The sequence below is a fragment of the Variovorax sp. 160MFSha2.1 genome (assembly GCF_048305075.1).
Lineage (GTDB): Bacteria > Pseudomonadota > Gammaproteobacteria > Burkholderiales > Burkholderiaceae_C > Variovorax > Variovorax guangxiensis.
Window position 1 is genome coordinate 494,303 of the sequence record NZ_CP157625.1, and the last position, 16,327, is coordinate 510,629.

General features: G+C 63.6%; 15 protein-coding genes and 1 pseudogene. 9 read left to right on the plus strand and 7 right to left on the minus strand.

Annotated features, from left to right (window positions below):
- Positions 1-41 precede the first annotated feature (41 nt).
- The gene (locus ABL838_RS33775; RefSeq protein ID WP_418126106.1) at positions 42-260 is read right to left on the minus strand and encodes a hypothetical protein; all 219 of its coding nucleotides are present in this window, start codon (positions 258-260) and stop codon (positions 42-44) included.
- Positions 261-619: 359 nt separating this feature from the next.
- Positions 620-811: a hypothetical protein gene (locus ABL838_RS33780; protein WP_418126107.1), complete on the minus strand. Its 192-nt coding sequence runs from the start codon at positions 809-811 to the stop codon at positions 620-622.
- 709 nt (positions 812-1,520) lie between these two features.
- Here ABL838_RS33780 and ABL838_RS33785 point away from each other — a divergent pair.
- Both ABL838_RS33785 and ABL838_RS33790 read left to right on the plus strand, forming a co-directional pair.
- Entirely contained in the window at positions 1,521-3,053 is a 1,533-nt protein-coding gene (locus tag ABL838_RS33785) for a diguanylate cyclase (RefSeq protein WP_418126108.1), read from the plus strand.
- Between the two features lie 255 nt (positions 3,054-3,308).
- Positions 3,309-6,635 carry an EAL domain-containing protein gene (locus ABL838_RS33790; RefSeq protein ID WP_418126109.1) on the plus strand — a complete coding sequence of 1,109 codons (3,327 nt, stop codon included), beginning with the start codon at positions 3,309-3,311 and terminating at the stop codon, positions 6,633-6,635.
- A 211-nt stretch (positions 6,636-6,846) separates the two neighbouring features.
- Here ABL838_RS33790 and ABL838_RS33795 read toward each other — a convergent pair whose 3' ends face one another.
- Complete coding sequence (locus tag ABL838_RS33795; protein WP_418126110.1) at positions 6,847-7,320, minus strand: Lrp/AsnC family transcriptional regulator; 474 nt, start codon at positions 7,318-7,320, stop codon at positions 6,847-6,849.
- A 118-nt stretch (positions 7,321-7,438) separates the two neighbouring features.
- Between ABL838_RS33795 and ABL838_RS33800 the strand changes: the two genes are divergently transcribed.
- Positions 7,439-8,164 (plus strand): aspartate/glutamate racemase family protein, encoded by a 726-nt coding sequence (locus tag ABL838_RS33800; protein WP_418126111.1) that lies wholly within the window; start codon positions 7,439-7,441, stop codon positions 8,162-8,164.
- 358 nt (positions 8,165-8,522) lie between these two features.
- On the opposite strand, the gene ABL838_RS33805 is transcribed toward ABL838_RS33800, so the two are convergent.
- Positions 8,523-9,641: a hypothetical protein gene (locus ABL838_RS33805; protein WP_418126112.1), complete on the minus strand. Its 1,119-nt coding sequence runs from the start codon at positions 9,639-9,641 to the stop codon at positions 8,523-8,525.
- Positions 9,642-9,692: 51 nt separating this feature from the next.
- On the opposite strand from ABL838_RS33805, the gene merR reads away from it, so the two are divergent.
- Positions 9,693-10,100 carry an Hg(II)-responsive transcriptional regulator gene (merR, locus tag ABL838_RS33810; RefSeq protein ID WP_418126113.1) on the plus strand — a complete coding sequence of 136 codons (408 nt, stop codon included), beginning with the start codon at positions 9,693-9,695 and terminating at the stop codon, positions 10,098-10,100.
- 537 nt (positions 10,101-10,637) lie between these two features.
- Here the strand turns inward: merR and ABL838_RS33815 are convergent.
- A complete protein-coding gene (locus tag ABL838_RS33815; RefSeq protein ID WP_418126114.1) occupies positions 10,638-11,051 on the minus strand; it encodes a hypothetical protein in 414 nt (137 codons plus the stop codon).
- Between the two features lie 297 nt (positions 11,052-11,348).
- Between ABL838_RS33815 and ABL838_RS33820 the strand changes: the two are divergent.
- Both ABL838_RS33820 and ABL838_RS33825 read left to right on the plus strand, forming a co-directional pair.
- Positions 11,349-11,534, plus strand: a pseudogene (locus ABL838_RS33820) (hypothetical protein); the annotation flags it as partial.
- 118 nt (positions 11,535-11,652) lie between these two features.
- Complete coding sequence (locus ABL838_RS33825; RefSeq protein ID WP_418126115.1) at positions 11,653-11,889, plus strand: autotransporter outer membrane beta-barrel domain-containing protein; 237 nt, start codon at positions 11,653-11,655, stop codon at positions 11,887-11,889.
- Between the two features lie 148 nt (positions 11,890-12,037).
- Here ABL838_RS33825 and ABL838_RS33830 read toward each other — a convergent pair whose 3' ends face one another.
- On the minus strand, positions 12,038-12,286 hold the full coding sequence (locus ABL838_RS33830) for a hypothetical protein (protein WP_418126116.1): 249 nt from the start codon (positions 12,284-12,286) through the stop codon (positions 12,038-12,040).
- Positions 12,287-12,854: 568 nt separating this feature from the next.
- On the opposite strand from ABL838_RS33830, the gene ABL838_RS33835 reads away from it, so the two are divergent.
- Both ABL838_RS33835 and ABL838_RS33840 read left to right on the plus strand, forming a co-directional pair.
- Positions 12,855-13,127 (plus strand): hypothetical protein, encoded by a 273-nt coding sequence (locus tag ABL838_RS33835; RefSeq protein WP_418126117.1) that lies wholly within the window; start codon positions 12,855-12,857, stop codon positions 13,125-13,127.
- Between the two features lie 215 nt (positions 13,128-13,342).
- Positions 13,343-13,561, plus strand: a complete 219-nt coding sequence (locus ABL838_RS33840; RefSeq protein ID WP_418126118.1) for a hypothetical protein — start codon at positions 13,343-13,345, stop codon at positions 13,559-13,561.
- 291 nt (positions 13,562-13,852) lie between these two features.
- On the opposite strand, the gene ABL838_RS33845 is transcribed toward ABL838_RS33840, so the two are convergent.
- A complete protein-coding gene (locus tag ABL838_RS33845; protein WP_418126119.1) occupies positions 13,853-15,436 on the minus strand; it encodes a tannase/feruloyl esterase family alpha/beta hydrolase in 1,584 nt (527 codons plus the stop codon).
- 102 nt (positions 15,437-15,538) lie between these two features.
- Here ABL838_RS33845 and ABL838_RS33850 point away from each other — a divergent pair, with 102 nt between their 5' ends.
- On the plus strand, positions 15,539-16,234 hold the full coding sequence (locus ABL838_RS33850) for a Crp/Fnr family transcriptional regulator (RefSeq protein WP_184642476.1): 696 nt from the start codon (positions 15,539-15,541) through the stop codon (positions 16,232-16,234).
- Positions 16,235-16,327 lie beyond the last annotated feature (93 nt).

The window sequence follows — 16,327 nt, forward strand, 5'->3', positions numbered from 1 at the left end:
CGAAGTCCTTGAGCTTTCGCCGCTCTATGTGAAGACAACGCTCACGGGGTGCCGCAAGCCGTGAATCCGCGCGCTGTGGCGACATCTTCTCGACGATGAATCCGGGCTGAAGGTTCCGCCTTCAGCCCGCACGCGAGGCTGCTCCAGCACCGAGATCTCGCGGTTCTTGATGGGCCGAGGCCCCGCACGTTGCGACTGATGTCATGCAGCTTGGCCGCGTGCATCTGGTTGTTATGGCAGGAGTTGAGCGCGGTGCGCATCCGTGTCTTCTCGATGTCTCGAAGGGCTGTTCCTGTGGCTGGCCGATCTGAGCGGCACGCCGATGCGGTGGCTGTGTGGTCTAGGTGCCAGCGTTGCGTCGCGGCTGTGCGTGGCCGTCGCGGCCGGGCGCTGGGCGCTGGGCGCTGGGCGCCGCCTTTGCCACAAGCACCGCGTAGCGCATCGTTTGCCCGCGCCTGTCAGCCAGGGCGGAGAGTGTTTAGCGCTTCCGGGACAGCTGCATCCAGTCGGATGGTGGTTGCCACTTTGGCGTCAGCCTTGGTGGCTGCCAGCAGGATGCCCGCGCTTCACTTCTTCGATGGACTGGAGCAAATCCTTTTCGAATTGCGCCAGTTCCTAGTCAATCTTCGACATCGATGGCTTGCTCCTTCAGCTTCAGCAGGGTAGCGGTGGGAATGTTGTCGAACCTGGCCTTCACGTAGACCCGCAACAGCACCAGATTTCCCTGTTCGTTGCGGTTGAAACAATTCATCCCGTGGCGTCTGCCCATGCCGGGGCGGATCCAACGGATCTTGCGTAGACCCAGTGCCATTGATCACGTTGCCGCTTTCGAAGCCGAACGCAACCTCGAGCAAGTGCTTTTGGCTTGGTCCGGCGTTGCGACGACATGCTTTGTGTATGGCGCTTCAGTTGAGATCGGGGTCACTGCTGGATGGAAATCAACAGTCGATGCCTGGACGAACATTGGCTCATTGGAATCGCTGCCGAAGTGCTGCACGTGACCCTCCTTCCTGGACGTCCTCGAGTCGGCCCACTCTACAGGGCCTAGCGCGGATATTGGGTCGGAATGGCGGGATGGGTGTCGGCGGGAAGGTAGTGCCGATGGATGCTTGCCCTTTGTTCGAGCGCTGAGGGCCCGCATCCCTTTGGCGTCGATACGGTTTTGTTTCCCTGCGGGTTTCCGGAGGGATGCTCTTGCGCTGAGCGCTCGCGGACACACGAGGATTCAGCTGTTGCCGCTGTGCGCGCGGCCGCTGTCGTGTGATCATCGCTACACCACCTATGCTGCGCTCGCCGATGCCGCGCAGATCGATGGGCCCGTGCGAGCCTCCTGCCGATCTGAACCAGAGCTTGGCAGCGTGGTGGAGCGAAGGAGTAACACCATCCGCTTACGCTTGGCCACCGTTCAGCGCGAGTGGTGCGGTCCCGGGCCGAGAAACCCGTCGTCCACGGGTCTCAAATCGCCTTGGATGTGTCAAAGTCCGTTCATGGCTCTCCTCCTCTCATCGCAAGAGTAAGCAGTGCTGCGACGACTGTCCCTCGCATCCAGGACGGTGGTCTTCGTGGCCCTTGTGTGCTTGGGCCTGCTCGCGATCGATGGCTGGAACAGTTGGCAGTCCCGCCAGCTCCACCTGCGCCAGATGAGCGTGGCGACATCGAATCTCGCGCGCGCCATGGCGCAGCAGGCGGACGATCAGATCAAGCTGGCCGACACAGTGCTCGTTGGTCTCGTCGAGCGGATCGAATCCGACGGAACAGGACCTGCCGAGATCGCGCGGCTGCGCGAATTTCTCGCAGGACGCATCGCGCAGCTTCCGCAACTGGACGGTCTTCATGTCTACGACGAGGACGGCAATTGGGTCGCGAACTCCCGCCAGATCTGGCCGCAGAACCTGAACAACGCCGACCGGGAGTATTTCCAGTTCCATCGCGCGAACACGAGCCGCGGCCCGCACGTCGGCGTACCCGTGACGAGTCGAACCACCGGAAGGTCGCTGGTGCCGATTTCGCGGCGCATCAACCATGCCGACGGCAGCTTTGCCGGCGTGGCGCTCGCCACGATCCGGGTTGATTTCTTCGTGAATTTCTACGCCAGCCTCGACATCGGGCAGGCCGGGGCTCTGGGGCTGATTCTTGAAGATGGAACCATGATCACGCGTCGTCCCTACAGTCCGAGCACGGTGGGGCGCGACATGCGCGGCAGCGACCTTTTTCAGGCCTACCGTTCTCAGGGACCGGTGGGTACGGCCTACATCAGGTCTGCGCAGGACGGGGTCCTGCGGCTCAACAGCTTCCGGCGTCTTCCGAACTATCCGCTGTTCGTCGCGGCGTCCCTTTCCAAGGAGGAAATCCTCGCCGACTGGTGGCGCGAGACACTGTGGCACTCGGGCGGCGTCGTTCTTCTTGTCTTGGTCGTCGCTGCCGTCGGCTGGCGCCTGGTCAAGCAGTTCGAGCTGCAAGTCCAGACGGAGGCCGAGTTGCGACGCGCGCGCGATGCGCTGGAGACCTTGAACGGGACCCTCAAGACGCTCGCGATGGAAGATGGGCTGACCGGCCTTGCCAATCGCCGCAAGTTCGACGTGACCCTGAACACCGAGATCGGGCGTGCCGTTCGCGACGCCAGCACCCTGGCGCTCATCATGATCGATGTGGACTGCTTCAAGCAGTACAACGACATCTATGGCCATGCGGCGGGCGACGAATGCCTGCAGAAGATCGGGCGCACGGTCGCGGCCCTGGCCGCCAGGCGTCCGGGTGATCTTGCGGCTCGCTATGGCGGAGAGGAACTGGCGGTGCTGTTGCCGAACACCGACGTGCAGGACGCGCTCCTGCTGGCGGAACGGATCCGCAATGCGGTGCGCGATCTGAAGATCGCGCATGCGGGTGTGGAGAACGGTTTCGTGACGCTCAGTGCCGGCGTGGAGGCGTTGAGGCCTTCCGCATTGGACGGACAGTCCAAGGAACTGATCGAGGCGGCAGACAAGGCCCTGTACCAGGCGAAGACCCAAGGACGCGATCGCGTCTGTGCTGCGGCACATCCCTCCACGTCCTGACTGGCGCGCTAAGGCGTTCGAACGCCTTCGCGCGGCCCGACCAGCGTCGACGACGCTCTTTCCGAAGACGGGCTGCTTGCCGCTTGCCTTGAGCCACCAGTGCCACGCTTTTTCTAATTCTTAAGAATTAAGTCTTGGTGAGCCATCGGAATCACGCCTTGTTATCTTCGTAACGAATTGCGTGACGGACCTGCGTGGCCTCGATATATTGCGTCAACGATGTAAGGGTCTGAGCCAGCGACGGGGGCAAGTCCAATGTCAAAGTCCATCTGGGTCAAGGTTCGTCTGCCGCTGGCGATCCTTGGGATTGGCATCGCGATGTCGATCGCCCTCGGCGTCTCCGTCCACCAGGAGATCGAGCGCAGCGCACAGACGCGCTTCGATGCAACCGCGCTGGACCTGGCGCGAAAGGTCGAGGACCGCTTCGATGACTACGTCGCCGTCCTCACCGGGCTGCGGGCGAGGTTCAATACCCCCGATGCGGTGACACGCAGCGATTTCAGGAACTTCGTCGCGGGGCTCAACCTGGCGAACACCTATCCCGGGTTCCAGGCGGCCACCTACGCACCCTACGTCGCCGCCGATGAGAAGAGCGCCTTCGAGGCGCAGGTGCGTCGCGATGCGAGTCTCGGCGTGGCTCCCAGCTTCGCCATCAAGCCGCCCGGTGAACGCGACATCTACTACCCGCTGCTCTATATAGAACCCCAGGCCGGCAACGAGAAGCTGCTGGGCAACGACCTGGGCGCGATGCCCGATCGGGGGAATGCGCTGGAGCAGGGGCGTGACACCGGGGGGCTCGTCACGTCCGGCCGCAAGGTTCGCATCCCTGGGCGCGAGGCCGATATCGGATTGGCGATGCGGCTGCCGGTCTATCGGCCGCACATGCCGCTCGATACGCTCGAGCAGCGCCGTCGCGCCTACATGGGCTCGGTGGGCACGGGCCTGAGCATCGCCGGCATGCTGCGCGATGTGGTCAGCCCCGATCGCGCGGGCACGCTGCGACTGCGCCTTGCCGATGGCGGGCGGGGCAAGGGAGCGATCGGAACGCGCGTCGAGGCGAGGTTCGTTGCGCCTACCCCGATCGGTGAGCAGCAGTTGCTGTTCGACAGCGCCGCGCTGACGAAGCACGCCGCGGCGATCGCTTCGCCCGCGCGCAGCTTCCGGCGCATGCTCGGCTTCGAGCTGGGCGGCCACTCCTGGTTCGTCGAGGTCGAACAAGACCAAAGCGAGGTCTTCGGCCCACTCGACAGGGCCACGCCTTGGTTTATCGTTCTCGGCGGGCTGACCACCAGCATGCTGCTCGCAGGCATCGTCTTTTCGCTGACCACCTCGCGCACCCGGGCCCAGGTCCTGGCGAGCGAGATGACCGGCCACCTGCGGGTGAGCGAACGGCAGTGGAAGGACGCCCAGCAGCTGGCCAGCCTGGGCGGCTGGACTCTTGATCCGGAAACCGGCGCGCTGCAATGCTCCGAGCAAGCGCGACGGATCCTGGGCTTTGCGGGAGATTCCTCACCGCCGGACCTGTACGCGCTGCTCTCGCGCGTGCCGGCCTCGGAGCGCGCGGCAGTCCACCAGCAGATCACATCGGCCGTCCAGTCCGCGCAGCGCAGCGAATTCGAACATCGCCTGAGCATGCCCGACGGCACCGAGCGCTGGCTGCACGTCATTGCGCAGTCGGGCGAGGAGGCGGGCAAGATGCTGGTGCGCGGCACGGTGCGCGACACCACGCGGCCGCGCAAGGATGCGCTGCGCCAGAAGCTCGAGTACAAGATCGCACGGCTGCTGGCCGGTGACGGCCGGACCGAGACGGTGATCGCGCTGGCCCTGGAGGCGATCTGCAGCGAACTGCGCTGGGACTGTGGCGCGCTGTGGAGCGTCGGCGAGGACGGTGTGGTTCGTTGTGACGCCATCTGGCATGCCGAAGACCAGGAGTCTGCGGTGTCGCAGTTCGCCTGCGCCAGCCGGTCGCGCGAGTACCGGCCCGACGAAGGCTCGCTGGGGCGCGCCCTGGGCATTGGTGGCGTGGTACGCATCGACACGCAGGCGTCGCCGGCCCATTTCGCCCGCGATGCGATGGCCCGCGAAGCGGGACTCATCAGCGGTCTTATCGTGCCGATCGTGGCCCCGGGGGCGGCCACGGCACTGGAGCTCTTCGGTTCCAGACACTCCGTGAGTGAGGCCGAGACGTTGGAGTCGCTGCGGGTCATCGCACTGCAGATCTCTCAGTACCGGCAGCGCAAGGAGGCCGAGAAGACCTTGCGCTTCATGGCCAGCCATGACGAGCTGACGGGGCTGCTCAATCGTTCGTCGCTGCAGCGGGAGCTTGCGCGCGCCATCCGGCGCAGCAACCGCCAGCAGAAGCAGTTCGCCGTGATGTTCGTGGACCTTGACCGCTTCAAGCACATCAACGACACACTGGGCCACGGCGTGGGCGACGAGATGATCAAGGGATGCGGCAAGCGCCTCAAGGCCTTGTTGCGCAAGACCGATGTGGTGGCGCGCTTCGGCGGCGACGAGTTCGTACTGCTGCTGGAGGATCTGGACAGCGCCAACGATGCCGCAGTGATCGCGGAGCGTGTCCTCGCGCGCTGCGCCGAACCCTTCGTGATCGAGGGGCGCGAACTGCACGTCACCGCGAGCGTGGGCGTGAGCATCTACCCGGAGAACGGCGGCGATGCCGAGACGCTGCTGAAGAACGCCGACGCCGCCATGTACCGCGCCAAGGAAAAGGGCCGCAACACCTACCGCTTCTACGCAGCGAAGATGAACGCGCAGAGCACCGAGCAGCTCATGCTGGAAAGCGCCCTGCGCCACGCCCTGGAGCGCGGCGAACTGGAAATGCACTACCAGCCGAAGATGAACCTGCAGACGCAGCGCATCGTCGGCGTGGAGGCGCTGATGCGCTGGCGCCATCCGGTGCTGGGCATGATTCCGCCGGTGCAGTTCATTCCGATCGCCGAGGAGCTCGGCCTGATCGTGTCGATGGGCAAGTGGGCGCTGGAAAGAGCCTGTGCCGACGCGCTCGCATGGCAGAAGCACGGCCTGCCGGAGGTGCTGACCAGCGTCAACCTGTCGCCGCGCCAGTTCGAGAGCCGCACGCTGGTGGCCGACGTCAAGGCCATCCTGGAGTCGTCGGGCCTCGATCCTTCGCTGCTCGAGCTGGAGATCACCGAGAGCGCGATGATGGCGGACCCGGAGCACGCGGTGGCGATTCTGCGCACCATCCGCGACATGGGCGTAGGCCTGGCCATCGACGACTTCGGCACGGGGTACTCGTCGCTGTCGTACCTGAAGCACTTTCCGCTCTCCACGGTCAAGATCGACCGCTCCTTCATCAACGACCTTTCGCAGGACGCGGACGCGCGCGCTCTCATCGACGGAATCATCACGCTGGCCCACGGGCTGCGGATGAAGGTGGTGGCCGAAGGGGTGGAGACGCCCGTCCAGTTCAACTACCTGCACAGCCACGGATGCGACGAAGCCCAGGGCTACTGGCTGTGCAAGCCTGTGCCGGCCGACGAGGCACGCGATTTCATGGCGCGTCACCTGCGCAACCAGTCGCTCCCTTCAGCGGCCGTCTGACAACGGGGTGCTCGGGGCATGAGGAGCCCACCCCGTAAGCGCCGCGTCTGACCGCACGCCGAATACAGCGACATGGGGCTTCTCAAGGGCAAGGATTTTCACGATTTCCAAGAGCGCGCTGCGGCAGACGGCGATGTCGTCCTTCCGGATCTCGCATGGCGCCTTCGTTTATGCATCCCCCGCACAGGAAGCGGCCGGCAGTGCTGGGCGTTCACGGCCCGCTGCCATCCACCACCACGCGCGGCTGGAACTTGATCCGGTTGACGACCACCAGGCTGGAAACCGTCGCGACGGCTGCATCACTGTAGAGCACCCGTGTGAGGAAACTCTCGTAGGCCTCCATGTCGGCCACTTGCACGATCAGCACGATATCAGGGGCGCCCGTCACCAGGTAGCACTGCGACACCTCGGGTTGCCCGACCATCTTGCGCTTGAAGCCATCGACCACGTCGAGGCTGGCACGCGCGAGCGTTACTTCCACCACGACGGTGACCAACTGGCCCAGTGCCTTCGGGTCCACGATCGACATGTCGCCGATGATGACCTTCGCCTCGCGCAAGGCGCGCACGCGTTTCAGGCAGGCTGGGGGCGAGAGACCGACGCGCTCGGCCAGCGCCAGGTTCGAGATCTGGTTGTCCTCCTGCAGGCAGGCCAGGATGCGGCGGTCGATGGCATCGAGCTTCACGATATTCACTTCGTGGCGGAAAAACAAAACATCCGGAAAGCGCCGAAGGCGAACGAGCGCGCCGATTTTGCGGGCCGAGCTCTACGATTCTCTGCCACCTCTATCCAATGCGCACAACATGAAGCACCTCGGAATCCTCGCCCACAGCGCCGAAGGCTCGGCGCTTTGCTACCTCGCGGCCTGTCACGAAGGCAGCCGACAGCTCGGCCCCCACTTGCATCCCGACATCACGACCTCGGTGATCGCAATGGGACACAGCATGCCTGCATGGGAGCGCCACGCGCTGCAGCCGATCCGTGCCACGCTGGCCGTGACGGTCCAGCGCCTGCTGGCTGCCGGGTGCGACTTCTTCGTGTGCCCCGACAACACTGCACACCTGGCCCTGCAGGCCCAAGGCCCCGCGTTGGCGCTGCCCGGTCTGCACATCGCCGATGTGGTTGCGAAAGCGGCACGGGATGCAGACCATCGGACGCTGGGCGTGCTGGGCACTCGATGGACCATGGAGGGGCCACTGTACCGCGAGGCTCTGGCACGCCAAGGCTTGGCGTGCAGGTCGCCCGCGCACGAAGATCGGGCGTTCGTCCACAGGCTCATCTTCGAAGAGCTGTGCAACGGCGTCCTGCGCGATGCATCACGTGCCGAATGTCAGCGCGTTATCGCGCGCTTGGCCGAGAGTGGTTGCGATGCCGTGGTGCTGGGCTGCACCGAGATTCCGCTGCTCATCGGGCCTGGCGACTCACCGTTGCCGACCCTCGACTCCACGCGCTTGCTGGCGGCTAGGGGCGTGGCCGTGGCGCTGGGGAAAGCGCCCTTTCCGAGCTGGCGCGGCGGTCCTGTGCACTGACCCTGCGCCCCGGCGCGCTGCGATGCGCCGGGCGAAGGCAGCAACGCCTTCGACCACGGCTGCCGAGCTTGCCGGCCGCCCGGCTGGCCGAATCACCAGAGGGCGCTGGCACCATGGCGCAACTCCAAAGGAACGTCTTCGGCCGGTTGCAGCGGCGTGGACCGAGGACCATTTGACCTGCTGCCTCCTGTTCGAGGACCGGATCCACACAGGCGGTCCCTACAGGGTGGTTGGTCGCTCATCATCTTCAGCAAGGCAGCATGCAAACACACCGGCTTCTCGATGGGAGCGGAGGACGGCCGGCTGTCTGCTTGGGCGGAAGAGCTTTCGGGGCGCGCCTCGGCGTGTCCTGGCCCCATCAGGCGCTCGGCACCTTTGCAATCCCATGCAAATCCACCACCAACGTGCCTTCATCCCAGCGGTATGACTGGACGGCCTGCATGAACTCGACAACGTCCAGTGCCACTGTCTCCATGCGACAACCTCGCGCGCTCGGAAGGGACGCAAATCGCACCAGGGCGGGCGTCACGATCATTTCGCCCCGCTGGTGATGCCGTGCGCCGAAGACCTCTGGCGAACCCCAGTACACCGCGGTGGTCTCGGCGCGTATTTCTTTCAACGAAGCGTGTTGGCACAGTCGCTGCAAGCGCAAGAGCGTGGATGCGAAGTCTGGGCTCACGTGGAGCGTTGCAAACGATGGAACGAGATCAAGTACCGTCGCCATGCCGATCCAAACATCCATTTCAGGAACGGCACAGATTTCAGGTGCTCTTGCCTGTGCAGCACGCGCATGCAGGACCTGTGCCGCAAGCCACGAGCATTTGCGCACGGCTTCCTCGCCTCGCAGCGCTTGCGTTACCGGCGACGACGCATTGGCTTCGTCTCGGCCGAACACCAGTGCGGATGCAGGATCCTCGATCCATTCGGGAGCCTCGACAGTCGAATTTCGCCCGAGGTACAAATGCACACCAGCGGTGCGCACGGCGCGTTGCAGACCGAAGAGTCCGCCGCAACGCGGTAGACAGCGTCCCAGGTTCCATTGCATTCCCATGATGGCGCTTGCGTAGTCCACCGCCTCCAAGCAGGTGGCAAAGTCAGCGACGCGTTCGGCGGCACCGGAGATCAAGCGCAGGAACACCGAATACATTGCGGCAGGACCATCGCGGTGTGACTTCAGTACTTTCATCGGCCACGCGCCAGCGCCGCTGGCGCAGGACGCCGCTGACGTCAACGCCTCCACTTCGATCCTGACGCACGTCCAAGCGTGGGTGGCGACGACGTCGGGATGTCGCAGGAAGGGGAGCTCACGGTCGACGTTGGACGAGCCATGCAGCGGCCAATGCAAGTCGGATTCGCCCGTTTGGCGAGGTAGCTCGAGTTGGTTTGCGCCAAACTCAAAGTTGCGCGATTCCTTCCTGCCTGTAGAGACAAGCGGCCCGGACAGGACGGTCTGTTGTGACGTCACGATGTTTGACAATGTTTTTGCACTCGATCCTAAACTCCGTACCCAAGTACGGAGTCAACATCCATGGATCAGAAAGCCGGCAAATTCAGTATCGGAAGCTTCGCAAGCTCGGCAGGCGTTAACGTGGAGACGATCCGGTTCTATCAACGAAAAGGCCTGCTGCCGATGCCCCGAAAGCCGGGGGGAGGCAGCGTCCACCACTATGGCGATGCGGACGTGGCTCGCGTGCGATTCATCAAATCCGCACAGCGCCTGGGTTTCAGCCTTGGCGAGGTGGCTCAATTGCTGGAACTGGAAGACGGTACGCACTGTTGCGATGTGCGCGTGCTGGCGCAGCAGAAGTTGGTGGACATCAGGGAAAAGCTCGCGGACCTCCATCGGATCGAGGCGGTGCTGTCCAGCTTGGTTCAAGACTGTTGCGAGCGGCGCGAAACAGAGCGGTGCCCGCTCATCGTCAGTTTGCAGCGGTAACCGACTTGCGAGGCCCAGTTCAACTGCAAGCACACCCTGACATGTTCGACCTTCAGTGGCATTCGCTCGGAGGGACGGGGCACGGGGCCGTCCGACTTGCCTCTTTGAGCGCACCCCATCGAAGCGGCGTTCGGGGGCTTGCGCCTTGCAGCAGCTTGGCGAGGACAGCAGCGCCCCCAAGGCCGACGAGGATAGGGCATCCCCGCGCGCTGGCTGGCAAGCAACACGAGAGCGCAAATTCGGCCATCAGCCTCGACTTCGATCTTTCTTCGATCTCCGGACCCGGCAGGCAAACATTGGAGCCCGCTCCAAAAAACGCAGGAAGTGAAGCGCGTAGCGTGCCCATTGAAGGGCCGTATTACGCCTTCTGTCGGGCGCGATCGCAGTGGCTCCAGGGCGGGCGCGAGCTATATCGTGCCGATCCACTTGGCGGCGGGGCTGACTGCCTGGCAAGGTTCGGCCCGTGGCCCCCGTGTGAACTCCAGCCTATGCGTCGTTGCGCGCTCGGCCTGCGCATTTTCCGAGGCCCGCTGCAAATCACCGTGTGCCGCGCGAGACCACGATCGAGGCGTCCTCGGGCACGGTGACTTCGCCCCTTAGGACGCCGGCGGCCTGCGCAGCCATCTCCTCGGCGGCTCGCGCCTTGCTGGCGATTTCCGCCAGTTTGCGGGTGCGTTCATGAGGCGACAGATCGACTTCGCAGCTGAGCAGATCCAGGCATGCCTTCAAGGCCTGACTCGCCGACATGAGGCACATGTGCGTCGCGAAGCGGGTGCGATTGCCCAGTTCCGTGTCCTCCTTGACCCTGAGCTCAGACTCCGTCGGCGGGAGGCCCCCCAGATTGGTCGGCTCGAAGTAGTGCGCTGGCGTGGCTCCAAGCTCCGTTTCGGTGAGCACGAAATTGATGGCCCTGCTGGCGGCATCAATGGTTGAAAAGTTCCTCGTAGGCATGATGGCTCTTCCTCAGAACGCTCAGGCGCTGCCCGATGGCTGCGGGAAAGGGCGCTGGTACGCCTGCGTGCAGCTGCCGAGTGTGCAACTCGCGGTGCGCAACCGGTCGGTGGTCGCCTCCTGCGCGAAGGGACGGTCTCTGGTGTTGCAGCGTAACTCCATGCTCGCCTCCTGCAGGCTATGACTTGCGAATGATGGAGCCTGCTGCGCCGGCCGGCCAACAGGCGATGTAAGGCGAAGTTGTTCAAGGTCGTCAAAAAACCGAGTCACGTTGCCGTGACGCGACATTTGTCGAGGATGCTGGTGCGAACCTTCGGTCCGAAGACTCGTGGAATTCAAGGAAAGGATGTCTGGCTGACAGGTGCGAAACGTTTGAAGCGTGCTCGGGACAAACGCCGTGCAGCCGCGAGGCGACTGCCCGGCGCGGTCGCGCTGGAGCCGTTCGCCGCGCTGGCCCACGTGCGCGTGAAGAGCGACTCCTTCTTCGAACCCGGTGGACTGTCCGCGCTGCATGGCGGGGGTGGCAGCGTCGACGCCACCTTCTCCCCCGCTGGGGGGGCGCGCCAGCACGCAGCTGGGCGACAACATCCGCCTGCGTGGCATGCTGGACTGGCGCCATGCCTTCGGCGACACCACGCCCACCAGCATGCATGCGTTTGCGGGCAGCATTCCGTTCACGATCTCGGGCGTGCCGCTGGCGAAGAATGTGGCGGTGCTGGAAGCGGGGGTGGAAACGCAGCTGCGCCCCAACCTCAAGTTGGGAGCAGCCTATTCGGGGCAGTTCGGTGGCGGGCTGAAGGATCACGGCTTCAAGGCCATTCTGAACTGGACGTTCTGATGACACCCCGCGTGGGCGAAGCCAGTGCAAGACGAGTGTCCATTGCGCTGACCTGCTGAGACTGGTGCGACGAATGCACCGGTGTCTCCTGGAGACACGGGCGATGCTTTGTGCCACCGCCGAGGTCGACTGATGCTGAAGGAATGCGCTATCGAGATGGCCGAAAGGCAGTGTGCTTGTGCACTTTTTCCTGTCGCAACAGGAAGCCTTCAACGGCAAGACGCACGCGTGAGAAAGCCGCCTCAGGCGTTGACTGATTGATGGCAACGATCAGGCAACGCATCTCGCCACAGTAGAGCAGTTCGGCCCGCAACGTTACAGGCTGGCCGTTTCCGCCTTGGCGAAACACGACCGCGCTCCACCCGTTTGGCAACAGTGCATCCAATTCGCCGTCCATGGGCCCCGGATATGCAGCATCAAAGGTCCGCTGCTCGTAGGACGTTGCCGCATCGCGTGTCCTAGCAGCGTTTCCCCATCTGGGCCCGCCACCGCTGCGGCCCTTTTGGGGTGTGCGGTCGCCTGGCCTGGCTATGGCGCTTACCGTCGTGTGCGCCTACCTTGGCCATGAGCCTTGGGTCGGCGCTGGGAAGCGCGACGCGGACCCCCTGCTGTGTCCACGCTGGTGGAACGAAAACGGCGCAGATGATCCTGCGGTGGTGATGACGAAAGGCCCGCGTGAAGATTGGCCTCGACGCGAAGGCGGGTCTGTTCTGTGTCGAAGATGCTGAGCGGAGCGCCCTAAGAATTGAAAAATGGCGCTCATGCAGCCTGCCGCGCCACCGTTGTCAGGGGCGTGTGCTTTGCCGAGAAGGCCGGCGCTTCTCCAGCCTGGGCGGTTGTCAAAAAACCCCTCCAGTGCCATCTATTAGAGTGACAGGCCGCGATGGCGCGTATGGTGGGTGGGCTTGTTGCTTGTGCCCATCATCGATCCGGGTGCCACGCTCATGCTGAGTACTGGAGGAGCCATGGAAGGCGAGACTTTTGCCTATGACGGCATATCGGGACAGTGGCTCTGTTCCCTGAGTTTCTCAAAGGGACCTGAGGGCACTTTCTGCGCCGTGGCGGATATTGCTTTTTGCGGCGAGCCACGTTGCAAGCTGGTGCTCAGCGCGCCGCATGTCGACCATGGCGAGGGCATCGAAGCATTGAAGCGCAAGTGCATCGAATGGATCGACAAGGCCGAGGACGAAGCCGTGCGCGAGATCTCCTCCAAAAGAAAATCCCCCGAAGCGGGCTGAAGGGACAGCCGGTGGAGGGAGGAAGGAGAGAAGTGGCTGCCCTGACTAAAAGTGTAGTAGTTTGGGATTCAAGGTAAAGCAATCTGCGGAGAGTGGGGAGTGCGACTGACCACGTTCCCTTCGATATGTCGGTCCATCGAACGGCTCAGTGCTTGAGGCCGCAGGAATCTATCCTTGTATGGGTAGCCCTTCGGACGAACTGTGGAGGAATTGCAATGCCCATGGACTTCCTGCGAAGCATCGAGGAGGCCTCTTTCCCTCTGGCCATCCATGACGAGGCCGATGTGCAGCGTGCCGCCGTTCTGGTGGCCGCCAAGCTGATCGAGGCGAACCTGCCTGAGCCGGACGACGACATGGGGCGGTCCGGCGTGATTCTGCGCATCACGCCGCTCGGACGGGCTGAGCTCGCACGATTGCGACAGCCGCGCGTATGAAAAATCCGAGGCCGTAGCTGCTTGCAGCTATGCGAGTCGGCCGTCGCGGTTCTGCTGCCCGAGAGACACCGAGGAAAGCGCATCTGCCCGGGTCACAAACCAGAAGAGGATGTTTGATCATCGGGATGTGGCGCAGAGGCCTTGAAGGCATTGCGCAGCCGGTTCAAGAACTCCGTCGCATCACAGTGCGCGATAGGCAGCAAGCGCCAGCGAAACATCGCTTCACGCTCGGCCGATGTCCGTCGAGCCCTTGCCACGGCGGCTCCGACCGACTCCAGGTTGCCAAGTCGCTCAAGAACTCTGGCAGCTGTAGCTGTCCGCCGAATTGATGTCGCCGCTGCCTTTGAATTTCGGGAAGCTCGGGTACTTGCACAGGGGCCGCGCCAGCACGGGCGCCTTGGTCGTTGGATCGAGCTTCGTTGCCACGACATTCTGCGTGGAAGGCTTTGCGCCGCCTTCTCGCCACTTTGCGACAGCATCCACGAGGTCGACCGTGTCGGGGCCGACGCCCCCAGCGCAATGTTGAACGCCGGGCTGGAGGAAGAACTCCATCGAGGCATCGCGCGTGGATGCACCGCCGACCGCAGTCGCGACGTCCTTGAAGTATTTGACCGAGCCCTTGTAGCTGATCGCCCAGTCGTTCGTTCCATGAGCAAGGATCATCTTGCCGCCTTGTCCGAAGAAGGAGCGCAGGTCCGGCGTCGCATCGAGCGTGGTGGCGGCCAGGCGCAGTCCTGCGGAGTAGAACTCCGGGTCGAAACCAAGCACGTTGAAGGACGGATCGCCGGTGACCCAGTACTTCACCAAGCCGCTGCCGAACTGGAACTGCAGGCCCGTGCCGCCGATGGCCGAGCCGGTCACCCAAACCGGCCAGCCCAGGTCTTCACCGCCGGGCCCCCAGCCCGGATAGACGGTGGTTCCGTCCGCACGCTTGAGCTCGGAGTAGATCGTCTTGGCGGTTGTGATCTGCGGGTCGGTCAGGCAGGTATCGGCATCGCCTGCGGTGCAGCGCAGCACCGAAGGGGCGAAGGTGCAGGTGTCCTGATTGCTCACGATGCCGTCGGCAACACCATCCAGGTTGTCGCATTGCGCAGTGACGGCCTTGCCGATGAGCGAGACCTTCGCATCGCTGAGTTGCCCGCCCGGCGCGGCGAGCGCCTTCCCGTTCGCCACGAAAGCCTGGAACAGTTCGGTAAACGAGTAGGCGGGCGCACGCACGACGATCCCGTCGAAGTCGTTCGGAAAGCGCGTGGCCTGGATCAATGCCTCCCTCCCGCCATTGGAGCAACCCTCGAAATAGCTGAACTCGGCATCCGAGCCATAGCGCTTGCGAACGATCTCCTTGGCGATCTCATTGACCGAATGGATTGACAGGTAGCCAAAGTCCGCCTGGGTTGTGGGATTGTTCAGGAAGACCGATGCATCCAGGGCGTCCCCTTGGCGACCACCGTCCGAGGCGACGAGCACGTAGCCGGCGGTTGAACCGCTTGGCGAGATGGGGGTGATGTTGATGCTGCCGTCCCAACCGCCGCCGCCGGCGTACAAGAGCCTGTTGTTCCATTCGGTGGGTAGATGCACCTCGAAGTTGAGCGTGCCATGAAGGGTGCCCGTGACCTTGCAGTGCTCCGCGGCTGCTGCGGCAGCGGGGACGAGCGTGGCCTCCTTCAGCGTCGCACCGGCGAGCGAAACGCCGGCGAAGACGGCGCACTTCTCCTGCGCCGACGCGACCGGCGAGGGCGTCGGCGATGGCGGAGTTTGCGTGGGCGTGGATGTCGGAAACAGCATTGGCAAGCTGCTTCCACCACCGCCCCCGCCGCAGGCCACCAGCAGGCTGATGGACAGTGCGCAGGTTGTCATCGAGAGAGGGTTTTTCATGATTTGTCTCCTGTTCGTGCTGCCACATAAACTCGGGCGCCCCAGGCATGTCGCCTGCGCAGCGCATGCTAGGCAGTAAGGCCGAGGAAGAAAGTCTTTCCAATGACAAAGCACGTGCAGACCATCTCGACGTTGCGCGCGGCTGCCTGGGCTCGCGGACTGACGCAGGAGCAACTTCAACGTGTCGAACTGGAGACGCAGGACCGGTTCTATTCAGCCGGCGAGATCGTCTGCCACAAGTCAAGTCCTGCGACGCACTGGATCGGCGTTGTCGATGGGATGGTCAAGGTCGACGTCCTGGCGGCGGACGGCAGAAGCACCACCTTGACGGGGGTTTCCAATGGTGGCTGGCTTGGGGAGGGTTCTGTGCTCAAGGGCGAATTGCGTCCCTATGGCGTTGTCGCCTTGCACGACAGCCGCATCGCGCTGATGCCCAGCCAGACCTTCCATTACCTGGTCGCCCATAGCTTGAGCTTCTGCCATTTCATGATGCACCAGCTCAACGCGCGGCTTGGTCAGTTCATTGCGCTTGCCGAGAGCTATCGGATGCACGACATCAACTCGCGCGTGGCGAGTTGCCTGGCTGAGCTCTTCAATCCTCAACTCAACCCGCAGACCCATCCGGTGCTTCACATATCGCAGGAGGAGATTGGCCGGCTCGCCGGCATTTCTCGTCAGGTCGCCCACCGTGCGCTGCACGAACTGGAGGAGGCGGGTCTGCTTCGCATCCGCTACGGCAGCATCGACGTGCTCAACGTCGAGGGTCTTCGGTCATACGTGCGCGAACACGCGGAGTGAGCGCGTCGTGCGGTCCGATCGTCGTCACCTCCAAGGCGGCACGGAAAATGGTCGCGACAGCGAATCTGGTCGGAGCAGTTCCGGCACGCTGGT

What these genes read in the sequence shown, in the direction of transcription:
- ABL838_RS33775 (WP_418126106.1), bottom strand. Translation starts at nt 260, where the DNA reads ATGCGCACCGCGCTCAACTCCTGCCATAACAACCAGATGCACGCGGCC.
- ABL838_RS33780 (WP_418126107.1), bottom strand. Translation starts at nt 811, where the DNA reads ATGGCACTGGGTCTACGCAAGATCCGTTGGATCCGCCCCGGCATGGGC.
- ABL838_RS33790 (WP_418126109.1), top strand. Translation starts at nt 3,309, where the DNA reads ATGTCAAAGTCCATCTGGGTCAAGGTTCGTCTGCCGCTGGCGATCCTT.
- ABL838_RS33800 (WP_418126111.1), top strand. Translation starts at nt 7,439, where the DNA reads ATGAAGCACCTCGGAATCCTCGCCCACAGCGCCGAAGGCTCGGCGCTT.
- merR (WP_418126113.1), top strand. Translation starts at nt 9,693, where the DNA reads ATGGATCAGAAAGCCGGCAAATTCAGTATCGGAAGCTTCGCAAGCTCG.
- ABL838_RS33815 (WP_418126114.1), bottom strand. Translation starts at nt 11,051, where the DNA reads ATGCCTACGAGGAACTTTTCAACCATTGATGCCGCCAGCAGGGCCATC.
- ABL838_RS33825 (WP_418126115.1), top strand. Translation starts at nt 11,653, where the DNA reads ATGCTGGACTGGCGCCATGCCTTCGGCGACACCACGCCCACCAGCATG.
- ABL838_RS33830 (WP_418126116.1), bottom strand. Translation starts at nt 12,286, where the DNA reads ATGGACGGCGAATTGGATGCACTGTTGCCAAACGGGTGGAGCGCGGTC.
- ABL838_RS33835 (WP_418126117.1), top strand. Translation starts at nt 12,855, where the DNA reads ATGGAAGGCGAGACTTTTGCCTATGACGGCATATCGGGACAGTGGCTC.
- ABL838_RS33840 (WP_418126118.1), top strand. Translation starts at nt 13,343, where the DNA reads ATGCCCATGGACTTCCTGCGAAGCATCGAGGAGGCCTCTTTCCCTCTG.
- ABL838_RS33845 (WP_418126119.1), bottom strand. Translation starts at nt 15,436, where the DNA reads ATGAAAAACCCTCTCTCGATGACAACCTGCGCACTGTCCATCAGCCTG.
- ABL838_RS33850 (WP_184642476.1), top strand. Translation starts at nt 15,539, where the DNA reads ATGACAAAGCACGTGCAGACCATCTCGACGTTGCGCGCGGCTGCCTGG.